This window comes from Streptomyces sp. NPDC031474 (genome assembly GCF_055581185.1).
The window spans coordinates 313,870-331,310 of sequence record NZ_JBVIJX010000005.1; the positions used below are offsets into that span (position 1 = coordinate 313,870).

General features: G+C 73.2%; 14 protein-coding genes and 1 tRNA gene. 10 read left to right on the forward strand and 5 right to left on the reverse strand.

Translation table 11 applies throughout. From position 1 onward, the window contains the following. The first annotated feature begins 63 nt into the window (after window positions 1-63). Window positions 64-1,428, forward strand: a complete 1,365-nt coding sequence (gene sepX, locus ACZ5SK_RS12135; protein WP_457494506.1) for a divisome protein SepX/GlpR — start codon at window positions 64-66, stop codon at window positions 1,426-1,428. 91 nt (window positions 1,429-1,519) lie between these two features. After that, window positions 1,520-1,593, forward strand: a tRNA-Ala gene (locus tag ACZ5SK_RS12140). Window positions 1,594-1,715: 122 nt separating this feature from the next. Here the strand turns inward: ACZ5SK_RS12140 and ACZ5SK_RS12145 are convergent. Further along, complete coding sequence (locus ACZ5SK_RS12145; protein ID WP_361705961.1) at window positions 1,716-4,154, reverse strand: ABC transporter permease; 2,439 nt, start codon at window positions 4,152-4,154, stop codon at window positions 1,716-1,718. Continuing rightward, complete coding sequence (locus tag ACZ5SK_RS12150) at window positions 4,148-4,990, reverse strand: ABC transporter ATP-binding protein (RefSeq protein ID WP_468416542.1); 843 nt, start codon at window positions 4,988-4,990, stop codon at window positions 4,148-4,150. Before ACZ5SK_RS12150 ends, ACZ5SK_RS12145 begins: the two co-directional genes overlap by 7 nt. Before the next feature lie 244 nt (window positions 4,991-5,234). Between ACZ5SK_RS12150 and ACZ5SK_RS12155 the strand changes: the two genes are divergently transcribed. Then, complete coding sequence (locus ACZ5SK_RS12155) at window positions 5,235-6,584, forward strand: sensor histidine kinase (RefSeq protein ID WP_468575975.1); 1,350 nt, start codon at window positions 5,235-5,237, stop codon at window positions 6,582-6,584. Window positions 6,585-6,604: 20 nt separating this feature from the next. Continuing rightward, window positions 6,605-7,216 (forward strand): response regulator transcription factor, encoded by a 612-nt coding sequence (locus ACZ5SK_RS12160; protein ID WP_334581305.1) that lies wholly within the window; start codon window positions 6,605-6,607, stop codon window positions 7,214-7,216. Here the strand turns inward: ACZ5SK_RS12160 and ACZ5SK_RS12165 are convergent. Further along, window positions 7,206-7,688 (reverse strand): GNAT family N-acetyltransferase, encoded by a 483-nt coding sequence (locus ACZ5SK_RS12165; protein WP_334579288.1) that lies wholly within the window; start codon window positions 7,686-7,688, stop codon window positions 7,206-7,208. The genes ACZ5SK_RS12160 and ACZ5SK_RS12165 overlap by 11 nt on opposite strands. A gap of 89 nt (window positions 7,689-7,777) precedes the next feature. Between ACZ5SK_RS12165 and ACZ5SK_RS12170 the strand changes: the two genes are divergently transcribed. After that, entirely contained in the window at window positions 7,778-8,581 is an 804-nt protein-coding gene (locus ACZ5SK_RS12170) for an exodeoxyribonuclease III (RefSeq protein ID WP_334579289.1), read from the forward strand. Window positions 8,582-8,604: 23 nt separating this feature from the next. On the opposite strand, the gene ACZ5SK_RS12175 is transcribed toward ACZ5SK_RS12170, so the two are convergent. Beyond that, on the reverse strand, window positions 8,605-9,273 hold the full coding sequence (locus tag ACZ5SK_RS12175) for a MerR family transcriptional regulator (protein WP_334579290.1): 669 nt from the start codon (window positions 9,271-9,273) through the stop codon (window positions 8,605-8,607). Between the two features lie 185 nt (window positions 9,274-9,458). Here ACZ5SK_RS12175 and ACZ5SK_RS12180 point away from each other — a divergent pair, with 185 nt between their 5' ends. The 5 genes from ACZ5SK_RS12180 (at window position 9,459) to ACZ5SK_RS12200 (ending at window position 14,092) form a co-directional block, all read left to right on the forward strand. Beyond that, window positions 9,459-11,039 carry a flavin-containing monooxygenase gene (locus tag ACZ5SK_RS12180; RefSeq protein ID WP_468575908.1) on the forward strand — a complete coding sequence of 527 codons (1,581 nt, stop codon included), beginning with the start codon at window positions 9,459-9,461 and terminating at the stop codon, window positions 11,037-11,039. Beyond that, window positions 11,036-12,013, forward strand: a complete 978-nt coding sequence (locus tag ACZ5SK_RS12185; protein ID WP_361705949.1) for an alpha/beta fold hydrolase — start codon at window positions 11,036-11,038, stop codon at window positions 12,011-12,013. The genes ACZ5SK_RS12180 and ACZ5SK_RS12185 overlap by 4 nt, the downstream gene beginning before the upstream one ends. After that, a complete protein-coding gene (locus ACZ5SK_RS12190; protein WP_468575909.1) occupies window positions 12,010-12,906 on the forward strand; it encodes an SDR family oxidoreductase in 897 nt (298 codons plus the stop codon). The genes ACZ5SK_RS12185 and ACZ5SK_RS12190 overlap by 4 nt, the downstream gene beginning before the upstream one ends. Window positions 12,907-12,997: 91 nt before the next feature. Then, window positions 12,998-13,201 carry a hypothetical protein gene (locus tag ACZ5SK_RS12195; protein ID WP_334579294.1) on the forward strand — a complete coding sequence of 68 codons (204 nt, stop codon included), beginning with the start codon at window positions 12,998-13,000 and terminating at the stop codon, window positions 13,199-13,201. A 135-nt stretch (window positions 13,202-13,336) separates the two neighbouring features. Then, the gene (locus tag ACZ5SK_RS12200) at window positions 13,337-14,092 is read left to right on the forward strand and encodes a hypothetical protein (RefSeq protein WP_468575911.1); all 756 of its coding nucleotides are present in this window, start codon (window positions 13,337-13,339) and stop codon (window positions 14,090-14,092) included. Here the strand turns inward: ACZ5SK_RS12200 and ACZ5SK_RS12205 are convergent. Then, the gene (locus tag ACZ5SK_RS12205) at window positions 14,081-17,338 is read right to left on the reverse strand and encodes a S41 family peptidase (RefSeq protein ID WP_457494502.1); all 3,258 of its coding nucleotides are present in this window, start codon (window positions 17,336-17,338) and stop codon (window positions 14,081-14,083) included. The two genes, ACZ5SK_RS12200 and ACZ5SK_RS12205, sit on opposite strands and share 12 nt — an antisense overlap. Window positions 17,339-17,441 lie beyond the last annotated feature (103 nt).

Here is a 17,441-nt window from a genome sequence, read left to right on the forward strand (position 1 = left end):
ATCGTGCGACACACCGGCTCAATTGGCGGATGGCCTCACGCAAACCCCTCTACCGTGTGAGGCGTGAGCAGCAGCGGCCTCATCTACGCAGTCATTGTCGGGGCCTGGGCCGCCTACTTGGTGCCGATGTGGCTCCGTAGGCAGGACGAGCTGAACGAGGCCCGTCCGACGGAACGCTTCAGCACCGCCATCCGGCTGCTGTCCGGAAGGGCGGGTATGGAGCGCCGGTACGCCAGGGACCTGCGGGCGCGCTCCACCGAGGAGGGGGAGCAGGGCGCCGACGCCTCGGACGCCGTCACCGACTCGGTGGACGTCCGGGCCTTCGCCATGCCTCCGACCCGCCCGCAGGTGAAGGCGCCGGTTCCGGAGCGAGAGCAGGAGCGGGGGCACGAGCGAGGACAGGAACGCGGCCAGGAGCGGGCCCAGGAACGAGGGCCGGGACGTCCGGAAACGGCACGTGAACCGGCCCGAGACCCGGCGGCCAAGCCCACGCGGGAACAGCGCGAGCAGCGCGAACAGCGCGAACAGCGCGAGCCACGGGATCAGGGTTCCGCCCCCGCGCGCGACGGGAGCGCCGCTGCGGCGGACCGGCGTGTGCCGGTCGCGCGCCGCGCGACCTCCGCGCAGGCGTCCGCCGCACGTGCCCAGCGCTCGAAGTCGCTCGCCCGCCGCAGGCGCACCACCGTGATGCTCTTCCTCGCCTTCACGCTCGGCGCGATCGTCGCGGCGGTCGGCGGCCTCGCCTTTCTCTGGGCGCCCGGCGTGCCCGCCGTCCTGCTCAGCGCCTATATCGCGTACCTGCGCTCCCAGGAGCATCGCCGCTTCGCCTACCAGATGGACCGCAGACGCGCCGAGGTCGCCGCGCAGCGGCTGCGGGAGCGTCAGCCGCGCCGGCGCGCACCCGCCCCCGCGAACGCGTCCTCCGTCGACCCCGGCCCCGACGCCGGCGCAGAGGAGCCGCACGAGGCCCCCGAACCGGAGACCGACCCGGGCCTGCTGGCGCTCGCCGCGGACCGCAGGGCACTCGTCGAGCAGACCGACCACGCGGAGTGGGTCGACCAGCAGCGCGAGCGGCAGCGCCGGCCCGGCCACGGCGAGAGCTGGGACCCGGTACCGGTACCACTGCCGACGTACGTGACCGCCCCGGTCGCTCCCCGGGCCACCTCCGACGTGGACCTCGCCGCGCCGGACGCCTGGAGCTCGGCCCGCTCCAGCTCGGTCGCGCCGGAACAGGAAGCGGCGGACGCCGCGGACGCAGCGGCCGGGGACCCGGAAGACGCGGACCGCGCGGAGGACCGCACGGCGGACGGCGACGAGCGCAGCGACGCCCGACGCGCGGCCTCGGCCCGACGCTCGCGCGAACGCGGACGCACCCCGCTGTTCGACCAGTACGAGGACGGCGAGCGTCCCCGCGCCGCCAACGAATAAGGCCCCCGCGCCCCCGCGCACCCCGCTCCCGGCCTCGGGGAACGGATTTCCAAGCAGGACGATGGGGGTGCTAGAGTTTCACTCGTTGCAAGGGCCTGTGGCGCAGTCCGGTAGCGCACCTCGTTCGCATCGAGGGGGCCAGGGGTTCAAATCCCCTCAGGTCCACGCAGCATAGAGCCCCCGTCGGGTTACCGACGGGGGCTCTATCGTGTTCACGGCCAGTGCGCGCGGCCAGTGCGCGCGGGCGGTGTTCGTGGCCGGTGGTCGGGGCACGGGGCCCGGGTGGGTCAGGGGCCGGCGGGTGGTCGTAACGCCGCCGCCGTTGACGCCAGGGCGGTTGTCAGCGCGAGCAGCGTGCACGCTGCTGTGGTCCGGGCGAGGGCCGGCCAGGGCAGGGTGAGCGGGGTCGGGGCCGAGAGCTGGTGGAGGGCGGCTGTCAGGGCGGCCAGGTTGGCGCACGTCACCAGCAGGCCCAGCAGGCCTCCCACCGCGACGACCGTCAGCGCTTCCGTGGCGGCCAGCCGCAGCACCTGCCCGCCCGTCGCGCCGGCCAGCCGCAGGGCCGTCAGATCACGCCGGCGTTCGGCGGCCGACATGAGCAGGGTGTTGGCGAGCGAGATACCGGTGTAGAGCAGCGCGATGCCGAGGACGAGCAGCAGGCCGAGCCGGGTCGTCCGGTCGGTCCGCGGGTAACTCGCCCGCACCCACTGCGCCTTGGTCATCACCCGCACCCCGTCGACGGCCCGCAGCCCCGCAGCCACCGCCGCCGCGTCGGCCCCCGCCCGCACCCGCACGTCCACCCGGTCGACGCCCGTGCCGGCCGTGCCGCCCGCGTTGGCCGGGGTGACGTACGCCCCGTTGTCTCCCGTGCCCGTCGCCAGGACGGCGGCGACGCGGAGGGTCTTCGCGGTGCCGTCCCCGAGCCACACCCGCACCCGCTGCCCCACCCGGTGCCGGGCCCACTCCTCGGTCACGACGATCGACCCGTCGTCGAGATCGGCGAGCCGTCCGGCTGTCACCGGCAGCCGTACGGTCGCTGCGAGCAGCGTCGGATCGGCCGCCCGGGCCTCGGACTTCACGAGCGCCACGCCGTCCTCCAAGGTGTACACGGCGGTCGCGACGGAGGCGGACACCAGGGTGCCGGGGACCTGCCGCAGGCGCTCTACGGCCGCCGCCCGCACCGTCGTTCCGGCCTGCGCCGTCACCACGAAGTCGGCGGCCGTCGCCTGCCGCACCTCCGCCGCGCGGGCCTCGTTCAGGGTGGCCGTCGCGCCCAGCAGGGACCCCGCGAGTGCCACCGTGACCAGGACGGGCGCGGCCACGGCGGCGGTACGGCGCACCCCGACGACCGCGTTCGCCCGCGCCAACAGTCCGACCGCACCCGGCAGTCGGGGCACCAGCGGGCGCACCAGCACCGGCGACAGCAACGCCGCCGCCGTGATGAGCAGCATCGGCCGGCTGATGTACGTCTTGCGGTGCAGCAGCTCGCCCGGGTCGCTCACCAGGGCGTACGCCAAGGTCGCGACGGCCGTCAGCAGCAGCGCCGTACCGCACAGGCGCCGGCCCCGGGTCAGGGCGCGGCCGTCGACCGAGGCCTCGCGCAGCGCCTGCGCCGGGGCGGTCCGGCCGGCCCGCCAGGACGCGGCGGCCGCCCCGCACAGGGCGACCAGCAGGCCCGTCCAGAAGGCGAGATGGAAGGGCCACACCGCGGCCGCAGGGCCGCCGATCGTGTACCAGGCCGGTGCGAGCCCGCCGTCGACCACCAGGTCGGCGAGGAGCGGGGCGGCGTACGCGCCCAGCGCGCAGCCCGTCGCCGAGGCGGCTGCGCCGACCAGCAGCGCCTCCGTCAGGACCGTCCGCCGGATCTGGCCGGGGGTGGCGCCGGCGGTGCGCAGCAGCCCGAACTCGCGGCGCCGCCGGTCGACCGCGAAGGCGAAGGTGGACGCCACGACGAACACGGACACGAAGGCGGTCACGCCGCCGGCCGTGCCGAACAGGGCGTTCAGCGCGGTCAGGGCCTCGGCGTCCCGGCCCGGGTCGGCGTCGGCCAGCCGGCGACCGTCACCGGTGAGGACCCGTACGGCGGCGTCGGCGGTGTCGGCGGTGGCGATCGCTGTCCGGACGGCCGTGGCGGTCGCCTCCACCACCCACTGGACCGGCTCCGGGGAGAGTCGGGCGGCTTGCGCGTCCATGTAGAACACGGCGTTCTCGAAGCCGCGTCCCCTCACCGTGCCGACCACCCGCAACGGGCCGTCCGGGGTGCGCAGTTCGGCGCCCGCGCGCGCCCAGGCGCCGGACGTCACGACCTCGCCGGCCGTCTCGGGGGCCCGGCCCGCGGTCAGTTCGTACGGCGCGAAACGTGCCGTCGACCAGGGGTGGCCGACGAGGTCGGCGGGGGCGCCCGGTGCGTTGACGGGGAAGGCGCGGTCCTCGGTGACCCGCCCGACGGTGCGCAGTGCGGCGATGGTCCTGGCGGGGATCGGGCGCGGTCTCGCCAGGGCCGTCGACTGCTCGCCGTTCGGGGTGGGGACGCGCAGGGTGTCCTGGCCCCTGACCACCACCGGCGCCGCCGCGAACCGCTCGGGGGCGCGCACCGGCGCGTTCTGCGATGCGGCCAGCGCCTGGCCCATCACGGTGAGCAGCGCGACGCCGAGCGCGAGGGCGACGAAACTGCCGACGAACGCGACCCCCCGCGCGCGCAGGGTGCACAGCGCGATGATCAGCACGGGGTGCTCACCGTCCGTCGGGTCGCCACCGGGACGGCGGTCTCCAGCCCGGCCATCCGGGCCGCGATCTCCTCCGCCGACCCACCCGCTCCCGCACCGGATTTCACTGCCGCACCCGCTCCTGCTCCCGCACCCGCTCCTGCTCCCGCACCCGCGCAGGTCAGTTCGCCGTGTATGCGGCCGTCGACCAGGAAGATCACGCGGTCCGCGGAGGAGGCGGCGAGGGGGTCGTGGGTGACCATGACGACGGTCTGACCGCACTCGTCGACCAGGGAGCGCAGCAGGGTCAGGACCTCTCGGCCGGTGGTGGAGTCCAGGGCGCCGGTCGGCTCGTCGCCGAACAGGACCTCCGGGCGGGTGATCAACGCGCGGGCCAGGGCGACGCGTTGTTGCTGCCCGCCGGAGAGCTGGGTGGGCCGGTGACCGGCGCGGTCGGCGAGTCCGACCTGCCGCAGGGCCTCGCGGACCCGTGCCTTCGCCGGGCGGCGGCCGGCCAGCCGCAGCGGGAGGGCGACGTTCTGCTCGGCGGTGAGGGCGGACAGCAGGTTGTACGACTGGAAGACGAATCCGATCCGCTCCCGGCGCAGCAACGTCAGCCGTCGCTCGCTCAGTCCGCTCAGTTCGGTCCCGCCGATCCGCACCGTCCCCGAGGTCGGTCGGTCGAGCCCGGCGGCGCACTGCAGCAGCGTCGACTTGCCCGAGCCGGACGGTCCCATCACGGCCGTGAACGAGCCGCGGGGGAGGGCGAGAGTGACGTCGTCGAGCGCGGTCACCCCGGTGTCCGCGGCACCGTATCGCCTGCTCACGGAGGTCAGTTGGACGGCGTGTGTGGTCATGGCTCCACGAAACCGTGCGCCCTCCTGTCCGGTCTGTGGGGCAGGGGCGAGACTTGGGGTAGGGCCAGGCATACCTCCGTTCCTCCGTCCAGCCCGGTGGTTGTGGCGCGGCGCCCCTTCTACGGTGATCCGCATGCAACCCCGACCCACGTCTGCGTCCGTGCCCGCGTCCGCGTCTGCGTCTGTGCCCGTGCCCGTGACTGCGTCCGCGTCCGCGCCGGCCTTCCCGGCCGTGCCCGCGTCCATGACCGTGTGGCAGGCTCTGGCGCGCCCCGGCTACCTGGTGTCGTCGTGGCCCTGGCGGGCGGTCGGCTATCTGCTGACTGGCGCGGTCACCGGGGCCGTCGTCCTGGTCGTCCTGGTCGCGCTGGTGGCGGTGGGCGCTGTTCTCGCGGTCGTCCTGGTCGGGTTGCCGCTGCTCGCCGTCGTCGCGTTCGCCGGGCTGCCCGTGGCCGCCCTGGAGCGGCGTCGGCTGCGGCTGGTCGACGCGGACGACGCACCCGGCACGCACGTCGAGCCGCCCGCGCCGGGCCTGCGCAGCTGGCTCACCACCCGCCTGCGCGAACGGGCCACCTGGCGGGAGCTCGGCCACGCCCTCCTCACCGCCTGTCTGCTCTGGCCGGCCGAGGCGCTGCTGCTCACCGTCGCGTTGTTCCTGCCGCTGTCGGCGATCGCGACGCCGGTGCTGCTGGCGACGGTCGGCGAGGGCCGTGAGACGAAGGTGTTCAAGGTGTGGACGGTGACCGGCTGGACGGACGCCCTCGCCGCGTCCGCACTGGGCGTGCTGCTGCTCGTCCTCGGGGCGTACGCCGTCGGGGTCGCGGCGGGCGCCCGGGCCGCGCTGACCCGGCTCCTCGTCGCGCCGCGCGGGGGCGAGGCGGAGGCCAGGGTGGTCGAACTGACGCGTTCCCGCGCGCGGTTGGTCGACGCGTTCGAGGCCGAGCGCCGCCGTATAGAACGCGACCTGCACGACGGCGCGCAACAACGGCTGGTCGCCCTCGCCATGACTCTCGGCCTGGCCCGGCTCGACGCGCCGCCCGGCGGACCGCTCGCCGAACAGCTCGCCCGCGCGCACGAGGAGGCGGGCGCGGCCCTTGCCGAACTGCGCGAGCTGATCCACGGCATCCACCCCAAGGTGCTGGCCGACTACGGTTTGGAGGCGGCCGTCGCCGACGCCGCCGACCGCTCGCCCGTCCCCGTGGATGTCGCGTTCGACCCGGCCGCCCTTCGGTTTCCGCAGGCCGTGGAGGCGGCCGCCTACTTCGTGGTCCGCGAGGCGCTGGCCAACGTGGCTCGGCACAGCGGGGCGCGGCGTGCGTGGATCACGGGGGAGCACGGTGCCGGACGACTGGTCGTGGAGGTGCGGGACGACGGCCGTGGCGGCGCCGATCCCTTGCGCGGCACCGGCCTCACCGGTCTCGCCGACCGGGTGTCGGCGCTCGATGGAAGACTGACCATGACCAGCCCGCCGGGCGGACCGACCCTGCTGCGTGTGGAGATCCCTTGCGAGCCGAGCCAGCCGAGCCAGCCGAGCGCGTTGATGCAAGCGACGGAGGCGACGGAGGCGACGGACACGGCCGGGCGCTCCGTGTAGTCCTCGCCGAGGACGGCGTTCTGCTGCGCGACGGCCTGAAGACCCTCCTCAACCGCTTCGGCCACGAGGTCGTGGCCGCGGTCGGTGACGCGCAGGCGCTGCTGTCGGCGGTCGCCGAGCACGCGCCCGACGTCGTCGTCACCGACGTCCGCATGCCGCCCGGCTTTCAGGACGAGGGGCTGCGGGCGGCGGTCCGGCTGCGCGCGGAGCGGCCCGGGCTGCCGGTGCTCGTGCTCAGCCAGTACGTGCAGCGCGCCTACGCCGCCGAGCTCCTCGACTCCGGGGACGGCACCGGCGTCGGCTACCTGCTCAAGGACCGGGTCGGGCAGGTGGAGGAGTTCGTGGACGCGCTGCGCGAGGTCGCGGCCGGCGGCACGGTCGTAGACCCGGAGGTCGTACGGCAGTTGCTGCGCCGGCGCCGCGACCCGCTGGCCCGGCTCACCCCGCGCGAGCGGGAGGTGCTGGAGCTGGTCGCGGAGGGCCGGTCCAACGGGGCGATAGCGCGCCGGCTGGTGGTGTCGGAGGCGGCCGTCGGCAAGCACATCGGCAGCATCCTCACCAAGCTGGACCTGCCCCCGGCGGACGACACCCACCGCCGGGTCCTGGCGGTCCTCACGTACCTCAGGAGCTGAGCGGCTTGGCGAAGCAGCGGCTCGACTCGTACTCCCGGTAGTAGCCGAACTTCGTGCACGGCGCGTACCCGCTGGAGGTGTACAGGGCGATGGCCTCGGGCTGCTCGGTGCCGGTCTCCAGGACCATGCGGAGCCGCCCGGCGTCCCGTGCGTCCTCCTCCAGGGCGGTGAGCATGCGCCGGGCCAGTCCCCGGCCGCGCATCTCGCGGATCACGTACATCCGCTTCAGCTCGGCGTCGCCGTCCTCGTTGCCCTCGCCGTTGCTGTCCTGGCTGCGCCAGCCGCCGGTGGCCACGGGGCGGTCCAGCTCGTCGTACGCGATGAGGTACACCCCGCGCGGCGGCCGGAAGTCGGACGGCTCCAGGGTGGTGGCGTCGCCGCCGTCGCCGTAGCGCTCGTGGTACTCGGCCTGGACCTCGTCGTTGAGCTTGATGGCGTCGGGGTGGTCGAAGGGGACTCTGCGCAGATTCATGCTACTCACTGTAGTTTTATGCATCCTCGGGAAAAAGTGACATTCGGACCGGCTCCAGTGTGCATGGATCCGACCGGTATCGTGCCCGGGTGCTGACCGTGACCTCCGTGAACGTGAATGGACTGCGAGCCGCCGCGAAGAAGGGCTTCGTGGAGTGGCTCGCGGACACCTCCGCCGACGTGCTGTGTCTGCAGGAGGTGCGTGCCGAGCCGGAGCAGTTGCCTCAGGCGGTCCGAGCCCCCGAGGGCTGGTACGTCACCCACGCGCCGGCCGCCGCGAAGGGCCGCGCCGGCGTCTCCCTCTACACGCGCCGCGAGCCGGACGCCGTCCGCGTCGGCTTCGGCTCGTCCGAGTTCGACGGCAGCGGCCGGTACGTCGAGGCCGACCTGCCCGGTGTGACGGTCGCCTCCCTCTACCTCCCGTCCGGCGAGGTCGGCACCGACCGGCAGGACGAGAAGGTCCGCTTCATGGACGAGTTCCTCGCCTACCTGAAGGACCTGCGCGGGCGCGCCGCCGCCGACGGCCGCGAGGTCCTGATCACCGGCGACTGGAACATCGCCCACCAGCAGGCCGACCTCAAGAACTGGCGCTCCAACACCAGGAATTCCGGCTTCCTCCCGGAGGAGCGGGACTGGCTGACCCGGGTCCTCGCCCCGCAGGACGGCGGGTACGTGGACGTCGTACGGTCCCTGCACCCGGACGTGGACGGGCCGTACACCTGGTGGTCGTACCGGGGACGGGCCTTCGACAACGACTCGGGATGGCGCATCGACCTGCACGTCTCGACGCCCCCTCTCGCGGGCAAGGCCGTCAAGGGGCTCGTGGAGCGGGCCGCCACGCACGGCGAACGCTGGTCGGACCACGCTCCGGTGACCGTCGTCTACGACCTGTAGACCGACCACGACCTGTGGGCCGTCTACGACCTGTAGGCCCCTTCACTTCCCTTCCCTTTGCGTAGCCGTCGGTCCAGGGCCAGGGAGAGTTCGGCTTCCATGACGCTGCGGGCGAGGGGGCGCAGGCGGGGGAGGTCTGCCTCGGTGGCGTGGCGGAGGATCAGGGCGGTGAAGAGTTCGGCGAGGGCGTCGGCGTGTTCGCGGACGCGGACGCCGGCGGCCAGCACCTCGGCGAGCGGGATGCCCTCGCGGACCAGGGCGGAGGAGACGTCCAGGAGCCGTCGGCTGATGTGGACGATCTCGTCGCCGTCGATGCCCAGGTAGCCGAGGTCGAGGGAGGCGGCGAGGTTCTCGGGGGTGACCTGGCCCTCGAAGCGGGCCGCGAGTTCCTCGGGGGTGAGGTGGATCGGTTCCTCCTCGGTGGGGCCGTCGACGCCGAGGAGGTCGGCGACGCCGCGGCCGTGGTCGAGGGCGTCCGCCAGCTCCGCGATGCCGGTGAGGGTGTGGCCGCGCTCCAGCAGCGCCGCGATCGTGCGCAGCCGGGCCAGGTGATGGTCGTCGTACCAGGCGATGCGGCCTTCGCGGCGGGGCGGCGGAAGCAGTTTGCGCTCGCGGTAGAAGCGCAGGGTGCGCACCGTGATGCCGGCCTCCCCGGCCAGCTCCTCCGTCCGGTATTCCCGCTTCTCGGCCACGGGCGAAGCTTATGTCGTACCGCGGGTACCCGCGGAGGCAGCCGCTGATGTGGACGTCGTTCTTCTGGCCTCTACCCATCGGTACGGCACTGCTCTACCCTCCCATTGCGCCAGTGTTCACTGGCAGAGTCCGCGAGGTCCGCAGAGTCCGCGCAGCGGTGCGCACGGCTGGGAGGTGTGTCGGGATGACCGAACACGTACGGGTGGCGGTGATCGGGTCCGGCTTCGGCGGGCTGGGGGCCGCCGTGCGGCTGCGCCGCGAGGGGATCACCGACTTCGTCGTCCTGGAGCGGGCGGGCAGCGTCGGCGGGACCTGGCGGGACAACGACTACCCGGGGTGCGCCTGCGACATCCCCTCCCACCTGTACTCCTTCTCCTTCGCGCCCAACCCGGACTGGCCGCGCACCTTCTCCGGGCAGAAGCACATCCGCGCCTATCTGGAGCGGGTGACCGACGTGTTCGGGCTGCGCCCCCACCTCCGCCTCGACTCCGAGGTCCTGCGGATGACGTGGGACGCGCAGGAGTTGCGCTGGGACATCGAGACCAGCGCGGGGCGCTACCTCGCCGACGTCGTCGTCTCCGCGACCGGACCGCTGTCCGACCCGAAGATCCCGGACGTCCCGGGGCTCGACACCTTCCCGGGCAAGGTCTTCCACTCGGCCCGCTGGGACCACGACCACGATCTCACCGGGCAGCGTGTCGCCATGGTCGGCACCGGCGCCTCCGCCATCCAGATCGTGCCCGCCCTCCAGCCCGACGTCTCGCGGCTGACGGTCTTCCAGCGCACCCCGCCGTGGGTGATGCCCCGCGTCGACCGGGCGATCAGCGGCGCCGAGCGCGCGCTCCACCGGGCGCTGCCCGTCACGGCCCAGCTGCGGCGCGGGTTGCTGTGGGGCATCCGGGAGCTGCAGGTCCAGGCGTTCACCAAGCACCCCAACGAGCTCGGCTTCGTCGAGCAGCTCGCCAAGCGCAACATGGCCCGGGCGATCAAGGACCCGGCCCTGCGGGCCAAACTGACCCCCGACTACCGCATCGGCTGCAAGCGGATCCTGCTGTCCAGCACCTACTATCCGGCCCTCGCGCAGCCCAACGTGGACGTCGTCGCGAGCGGCCTGAGCGAGGTCCGCGGGTCCACGCTGGTGGCCGCCGACGGCACCGAGACCGAGGCCGACGCGATCGTCTTCGGCACCGGGTTCCATGTCACCGACATGCCGATCGCCGACCGGGTGGTGGGCGCCGACGGGCGGACCCTCGCGGAGAGCTGGCAGGGCGGCATGGAGGCCCTGCGCGGCGCCTCCGCCGTCGGCTTCCCCAACTGGATGACGATCATCGGCCCCAACAGCGGCCTCGCGAACTCCTCCATGATCCTCATCATCGAGTCCCAGCTGAACTACCTGGCCGACTATCTGCGGCAGCTGAACGTCCTCGGCGGACGGGCGGCCCTGGACGCCCGTCCGAGCGCCGTGCACGCGTGGAACCGACGGGTACAGGAGCGGATGAAGCGCACGGTGTGGAGCACGGGCGGCTGCACCAGCTGGTACCTGGACGCCAGTGGCCGCAACACGACCATCTGGCCGGGCACGCCGGGCGAGTTCCGGCGCGCGACGCGACGCGTGGACCTCGCGGAGTACGAGGTCCTGCGCGCCCCCGCCACCGTCAAGAACGACGCGAAGAGTGAGAAGCAGGACGCGAAGAGTGAGAAGCAGGACGCGAAGAGCGAGAAGCAGGACGAGAAGAGTGAGAAGCAGGACGAGGTGAGCGCGTGAGCGTCTTCGGCGTCTCTCCCCGCGAGCTCACCGCCGTCTCCGCCGACGGCGCCCCGCTGCATGTCGAGGTGCACGGCCCCGAGGCCGGCCCCGCCGTCGTCCTCGCCCACGGCTGGACCTGCTCGACCGCTTTCTGGGCCGCCCAGATCCGGGATCTCGCCGCCGATCACCGGGTCGTCGTCTACGACCAGCGCGGCCACGGACGCACCCCGCCGAGCGCGGTGTGCAGCACGGACGTCCTCGCCGACGACCTGGTCGCCGTTCTCGGCGCGACGCTCGCGCCCGGCGAGAAGGCCGTCATCGTCGGTCACTCCATGGGCGGCATGACGGTGCTGGCGGCGGCCGCCCGGGACGCGTTCCGGGAGCACGCGGCCGCCGTCCTGCTGTGCAGCACCGGCGCCTCGCGGCTGGTCGCCGAGGCCACCGTGGTGCCGATCCGGCCCGGCCGGCTGCGAGGTTGGCTGACCCGGCAATTCCTCGGGTCGAAGGCGCCCCTCGGGCCGGTCACGCCGGTCGCGAAGGCGATCCTCAAGTACGCCACGATGGGCGCCGGTTCGGCCCCGCACCTGGTGGAGAGGTGCGCCCGGATCGTGCACGCGTGCCCGCGCCGGGTGCGCCACACCTGGGGGCAGGTGCTGAGTCTGCTCGATCTCGACGACGGGATACGGGAGTTGAGCGTGCCGACGGCGGTGGTCGTCGGCACCGGCGACCGGCTCACCCCGCCGGTGCACGCCCGCCGGATCGCCGCCGGGCTCCCGAACTGCGTCGGCCTGACCGAACTGGCCGGCCTCGGCCATATGACGCCGGTCGAGGCGCCCGAGCTCGTCACGGCACGCATCCGCGAACTCGTCACCACATACGCGCCGTACACCCCGAAGGCGCCGCACGCCACGCACATCCCGAACATCACGCACACCCCGAACAGCACGCACACCACGCACACCCCGGACACGCAGGTGAAGGAGGGCGCATGAGCGGCAGGGTGAGTCTTGAAGGGCAGGTCGCCGTCGTGACCGGGGCCGCGCGGGGCGTGGGCGAGTTGCTCGCCCGCAAGCTCTCCGCGCGCGGTGCGAAGGTCGCCCTGGTCGGCCTGGAACCCGACGAACTGGGGCGGGTCGCCGAGCGGTTGCACGGCGACAGCGGTCACTGGCACGCCGACGTCACCGACCACGAGGCGATGGCGCGGGTCGCGGCGGAGGTGAAGGAACGCTTCGGGAAGGTGGACATCGTCGTCGCCAACGCGGGTGTGGCGAGCGGCGGACCGTTCGCCGACTCCGACCCGCAGGCCTGGAGCCGGGTCATCGAGGTCAACCTGATCGGCTCGGCGGTGACGGCCCGCGCCTTCCTGCCGGTGCTTGTGGAGAGCCGGGGCTATCTGCTGCAGATCGCCTCCCTCGCCGCGATCACCCCGGCTCCCATGATGACGGCGTACTGCGCGTCGAAGTCGGGGGTGGAGGCGTACGCGCACTGTCTGCGCGCCGAGGTCGCCCACCGGGGGGTCCGGGTCGGCGTCGGCTATCTGTCCTGGACGGACACGGACATGGTGCGCGGGGCGGATCAGGAGGAGGTGATGCGGGAGCTGCGGCAGCGGCTGCCGTGGCCGGCGAACAGGACGTATCCGCTGGGGCCGACGGTCGACCGGCTCGTGGCCGGGATCGAGCGGCGCTCGGCGCATGTGTACGGGCAGGGGTGGCTGCGGGGGATGCAGGGTGTGCGCGGATATCTGCCCGGGCTGATCGGGAGGGTCGGTGCGCGGGAGATGCGGAGGTTCGCGCCCCGGCTGCAAGGGATGCGGACGGGGCTGGTGGGGGCGGGCGGCTCCGCCGACGAGCAGGCCCGACAGGCGAGGACTACGCAGCGTAGTTGATCGACATGCGCGCCGTGACCGCCCGTGTGAATCTGGTCGAGGCCCCACCACGGGGCCACAATCCCCTCATCTCCCACAGGAGTGAACCCACATGGGTATGAAGGACAAGTTCCAGGAGCAGTCCGAGCAGTGGCAGCAGCAGGCCAAGCAGAAGGCCCAGCAGGGCAAGGAGCAGGTCCAGCAGCGCGGCAAGAAGCGTCCGGGCGAGGAGTCCGAGCGTATGCGTCCGGAGCGCGAGGAGTCGGAGCGCCGCTCGCCGGAGGCCCCGCACCACCGCGACGACGAAGCGTTCTGACGCACCGCCCCCGGCGGACGTCGAACAGCGGTTGACGGAAGGGGTGTCCCCGACGGGGGGCACCCCTTCTCGTGTGCCAACCCGCTGCTGCACACTGCTGGTTGACGCACAGGCGAGGGCGAGGGGGAGCCGGTCGTGCAGGATCTGACGGTCAACCTCATCGCTTCGCTGCTGGCGTTCGTCGTCGGGTGGCTCGGCCGCGCCCTGCTGCAGTATCAGCGGACCAGGAAGCCCGCCGCGCGCGTGTGGCGGCTCGACCGGCGCAGGCGGGTGGTGATGGTCGTCGCGGAGTCGACCAGTGGGACGCCGGGGCATCCGAAGATCTCCGAGACGGACGCCCTCGCGGCGATGAACCTGCGCCAGTTCCTCTCCCAGGAGCTGCGGCGGCACGAGGTGACCACGGTCCGGGCCAGGGCCTTCGTCATGGCGTCCGACGCAGAGGAGAACCTGGTGGTGATCGGCGGACCGGCGCGCAACACCCTCTGGCAGGTGCTGGCCGACCGGTTGAACGCGCCGTACGCGTTCCGGCAGTATCCGACGGAGTACCGCATCGCCTCCGCGGACGGTGCCGAGGAGTACGGGGCGTCGACGCTGGACGGGACGACGCTCGTGGATCACGCGATCGTCGTGCTGGCCCGCAACCCCTTCGCGCCCGGCAGCCGCCTCGTGATGATCGCGGGCTGTGCCCTGCTGGCGACGTCGGGTGTGACCCAGCTCTTCGCCCGGGGCGCGATCCGCGCACTGGCCCGGGCGTACGACACGGCGTCGCCGCTGGCGCTCGTGGTGCGGGTGGAGAGCGTCGGCGGGTATGTGCGCAGGCCCGAGGTGGTGGCCGCGGCCACCTTCGCGCAGGCCCCGACCGGCAGCAACGCCCCCGCGTCAGCCTCCTGAGGTGCGTGGCGGCAGTTTCGGGCGGGAGCAGTCCGGGGTGTTGGCGTAGTCGGGCGGGGTCGCCGGGGGGCTGGTGGTGAGGAGGTCGAGGGCGAGCTGGACGGCGTCGTCCAGTTGGGCGTGGCGGCCTTCGGCCCAGTCCAGGGGGGTGCGCTGTATCTCCAGGTCGGGGGTGACGCCCTTGTTCTCCACGGTCCAGCCGTACGCGTCGAACCAGGCCGCGTTCATCGGGACGGTGATGACCGTGCCGTCGCCGAGCTGGTGGCGGCCGGTCATGCCGACGACTCCGCCCCAGGTGCGCTGGCCGACCACCGGGCCGAGCTTCAGCAGCTTGAACGCGGCCGTGATCATGTCGCCGTCCGAGGAGGTCGCCTCGTCGGCGAGGGCCACCACCGGGCCGCGCGGCGCGTTCGAGGCGTACGACACCGGCTGGGCGTCGCGGGTGAGGTCCCAGCCCAGGATGGTGCGTGTCAGTTTCTCCACGACCAGTTCGCTGATGTGGCCGCCCGCGTTGCCGCGCACGTCGACGATCAGCGCGGGCCGTGACACCTCCATCCGCAGGTCGCGGTTGAACTGGGCCCAGCCCGAGCCGCCCATGTCGGGGATGTGCAGGTAGCCGCACCGGCCGCCGCTCAACTCCCGTACCACGGCGCGTCGTTTGGCCACCCAGTCCTGGTAGCGCAGGGGGCGTTCGTCGACGAGGGGGACGACGGCCACCCGGCGGGAGCGGCCCGCCTCGCCCTCGGCGGGCGTGAAGGTCAGCTCCACGGTGGTGCCGCCGGCGCCGGCGAGGAGCGGGTACGGGCCGGTCACCGGGTCCACGGCCCGGCCGTCCACGTGCGTGAGCACCGCGCCCTCGCGGATCCCGGTGCCGGCCAGCGGCGAGCGTGCCTTGGAGTCGGAGGAGTCGCCGGGCAGGATCCGCAGCACCGTCCAACCGCCTTCGCGGTGTACGAAGTTGGCGCCCAGGAGCCCTTGCAGCCGCTGGTAGTGCGGTGGGCCCTCGTTGCGGCGGGCGGCGGTGACGTACGCGTGGGAGGTGCCCAGTTCGCCGAGGACTTCGCGCAGCAGGTCCGCGAACTCGTCGGGCGAGGCGACCCGTTCGACGAGCGGCCGGTACTGGTCGAGGACGGCGTCCCAGTCGATGCCGCACATCCCGGGCTCCCAGAAGTAGGCGCGGATCAGCCGCCCGGCCTCCTCGTAGGACTGACGCCACTCGGCGCCCGGGTCCACCTCGTGCATGATGCGCCGCAGGTCGATCCAGACCGTGGAGTCGAGGTCGCCGGCCTCGACGGACGGCACCGCCCGCAGGTCGCCCTCGTCGACCACGACGAGCCGGGTGCCGTCGCCGCTGACCGCGAACCAGTCCAGGTCGCCGACGAGTTCGGACTTCTTCGCCTTGCTGATGGTGAAGTACTCCAGCGTCGGCCGCCCGCTGGTGTCGTCGGGGTTGGCGAACGTCTCGCCCAGCGCGCCGGAGATCGGCCAGCGCAGCCAGACCAGCCCGCCGCCCGCCACCGGGTGCAGCGCCGAGTACTTGGAGGCGGCCACCGGGAAGGGCGTGACGCGGCTCTCCAGCCCTTCGATCTCGACGGTGACGGCCCCGCCGGCGCCTTCGTCCTCCTCCTCCACCGGGTCCAGGCCGCCGGCCGCCGGACGGCCCTCCGGGGTCAGCGCGAAGGGGGAGGGGGTCGCCGACGACAGCGGCACGAGGTAGGGGCGGCAGCCGAGCGGGAAGGACAGGTCGCCGGTGTGCACGTCGTACACGGGGTCGAAGCCGCGCCAGGACAGGAATGCCAGATAGCGGCCGTCCCTCGTGAACACCGGGTTCTCGTCCTCGAAGCGGCCGTTGGTCACGTCGATGATCAGCCGGTCCTTCGTGCGGGCCATCTTGATCTGGCGCAGGGAGCGTCCGATCCCGGGGTGCGACCAGGTCAGCCAGCTGCCGTCGGGGGAGAAGGCCAGGTCGCGGACGGGGCCGTTGACCGATGAGATCAGCTCGGTGACCTCGCCGTTGGAGTCCTCCGTGGCGTCCATGAGCAGGAGCCGTCCGTCGTGTGCGGCCAGGGCGAGCCGCTCGCCCTCCGGGTCGGAGACCATCTCCAGCACCCGTCCCAGTTCCCCGGAGGCCAGCCGTCGCGGCTCGCGGTCGCCGCTCGCGCGCGGCAGGTAGGCGATCTCGACGGCGTCCTCGCCCTCCGCGTCCGTCACATAGGCGACCTGTCCGCCCGAGCCGAGCATCTCCGGCAGCCGCACCCGTACCCCGGGGGTGTCGGTGATCGTCCGGGCGGGGCCGTCGCGGTGCGTCAGCCAGTACAGACTGCCGCGGACGACGACGGCGCTCGCGCGTCCGGTCTCGTCGACGGAGATGCCGTCCACGTGCTGGGCGGCCGGGATCTGGTAGGGCCGCCGTCCGGCGCGCGGCCCGCTCAGCCGTACGTCGATCCGGCGCGGCTCGGAGCCGGCGGCGAGGTCGTCGACGATCCACAGGTCCCCGGCGCACTGGTACACCACACGGGTGCCGTCACTGGAGGCGTGCCGGGCGTAGAACGCGTCGTGGTCGGTGTGCCGGCGCAGGTCGGAGCCGTCGTAGGCGCAGGAGTAGAGGTTGCCGACGCCTTCGTGGTCGGAGAGGAAGGCGATCCGGCCGCCGACGAAGAGGGGGGACGCGAGATGCCCGTCGAGGCCTTCCAGGAGCCGCTGCCCGTGCAGCCACAAGCGGCCCGTGGCGCCGCCCCGGTAGCGTTTCCAGGCGGCGGGCTCGTGCGGCGGGGTGCCGGTGAGGAGCAGGGTTCTGCGCTCGCCGTCGATCTCGGCGACCTGGAGGTCGGAGACCGGCCCCCAGGGGAGTTTGCGGCCGGGGGCGCCGTCGGTGGGCACCTTGTAGGCCCAGGTGTAGTAGGAGAAGGGCTCGCCATGGGAGGCGACGGCGAGGATGTCGGCGTGGCCGTGCTGGTCGGGGGGTGTCCAGCCGCAGACCTGGGTGTCGGAGTTGCCCCAGTACGTCAGTCGCCGTCCCGGCCCGCCGTCGACCGGGACGAGGTGGATCTCCGGGACGCGACTGCGCCAGCTCGTGTACGCGATCCGGCGGCCGTCGGGGGAGAAGCGGGGGTGTCCGGCCTTGGTACGGTCGACGGTGAGCCGCCAGGCGCGGCCCGGGTCGGTGAGGGGGGCCAGCCAGAGATCGTCCTCGGCGACGAAGCACAACAGATCGCCGCTGAGATGGGGCAGACGCAGATAGCTCACCTTTCCATGCTTTTCCGGCGGAAGAGGGCGGGCAACTCGTGCGGCGTGCGGGCGACACGTGCGGCTTGCTTACGCCTCTTTCACACACGTGAGCCAGCGCACG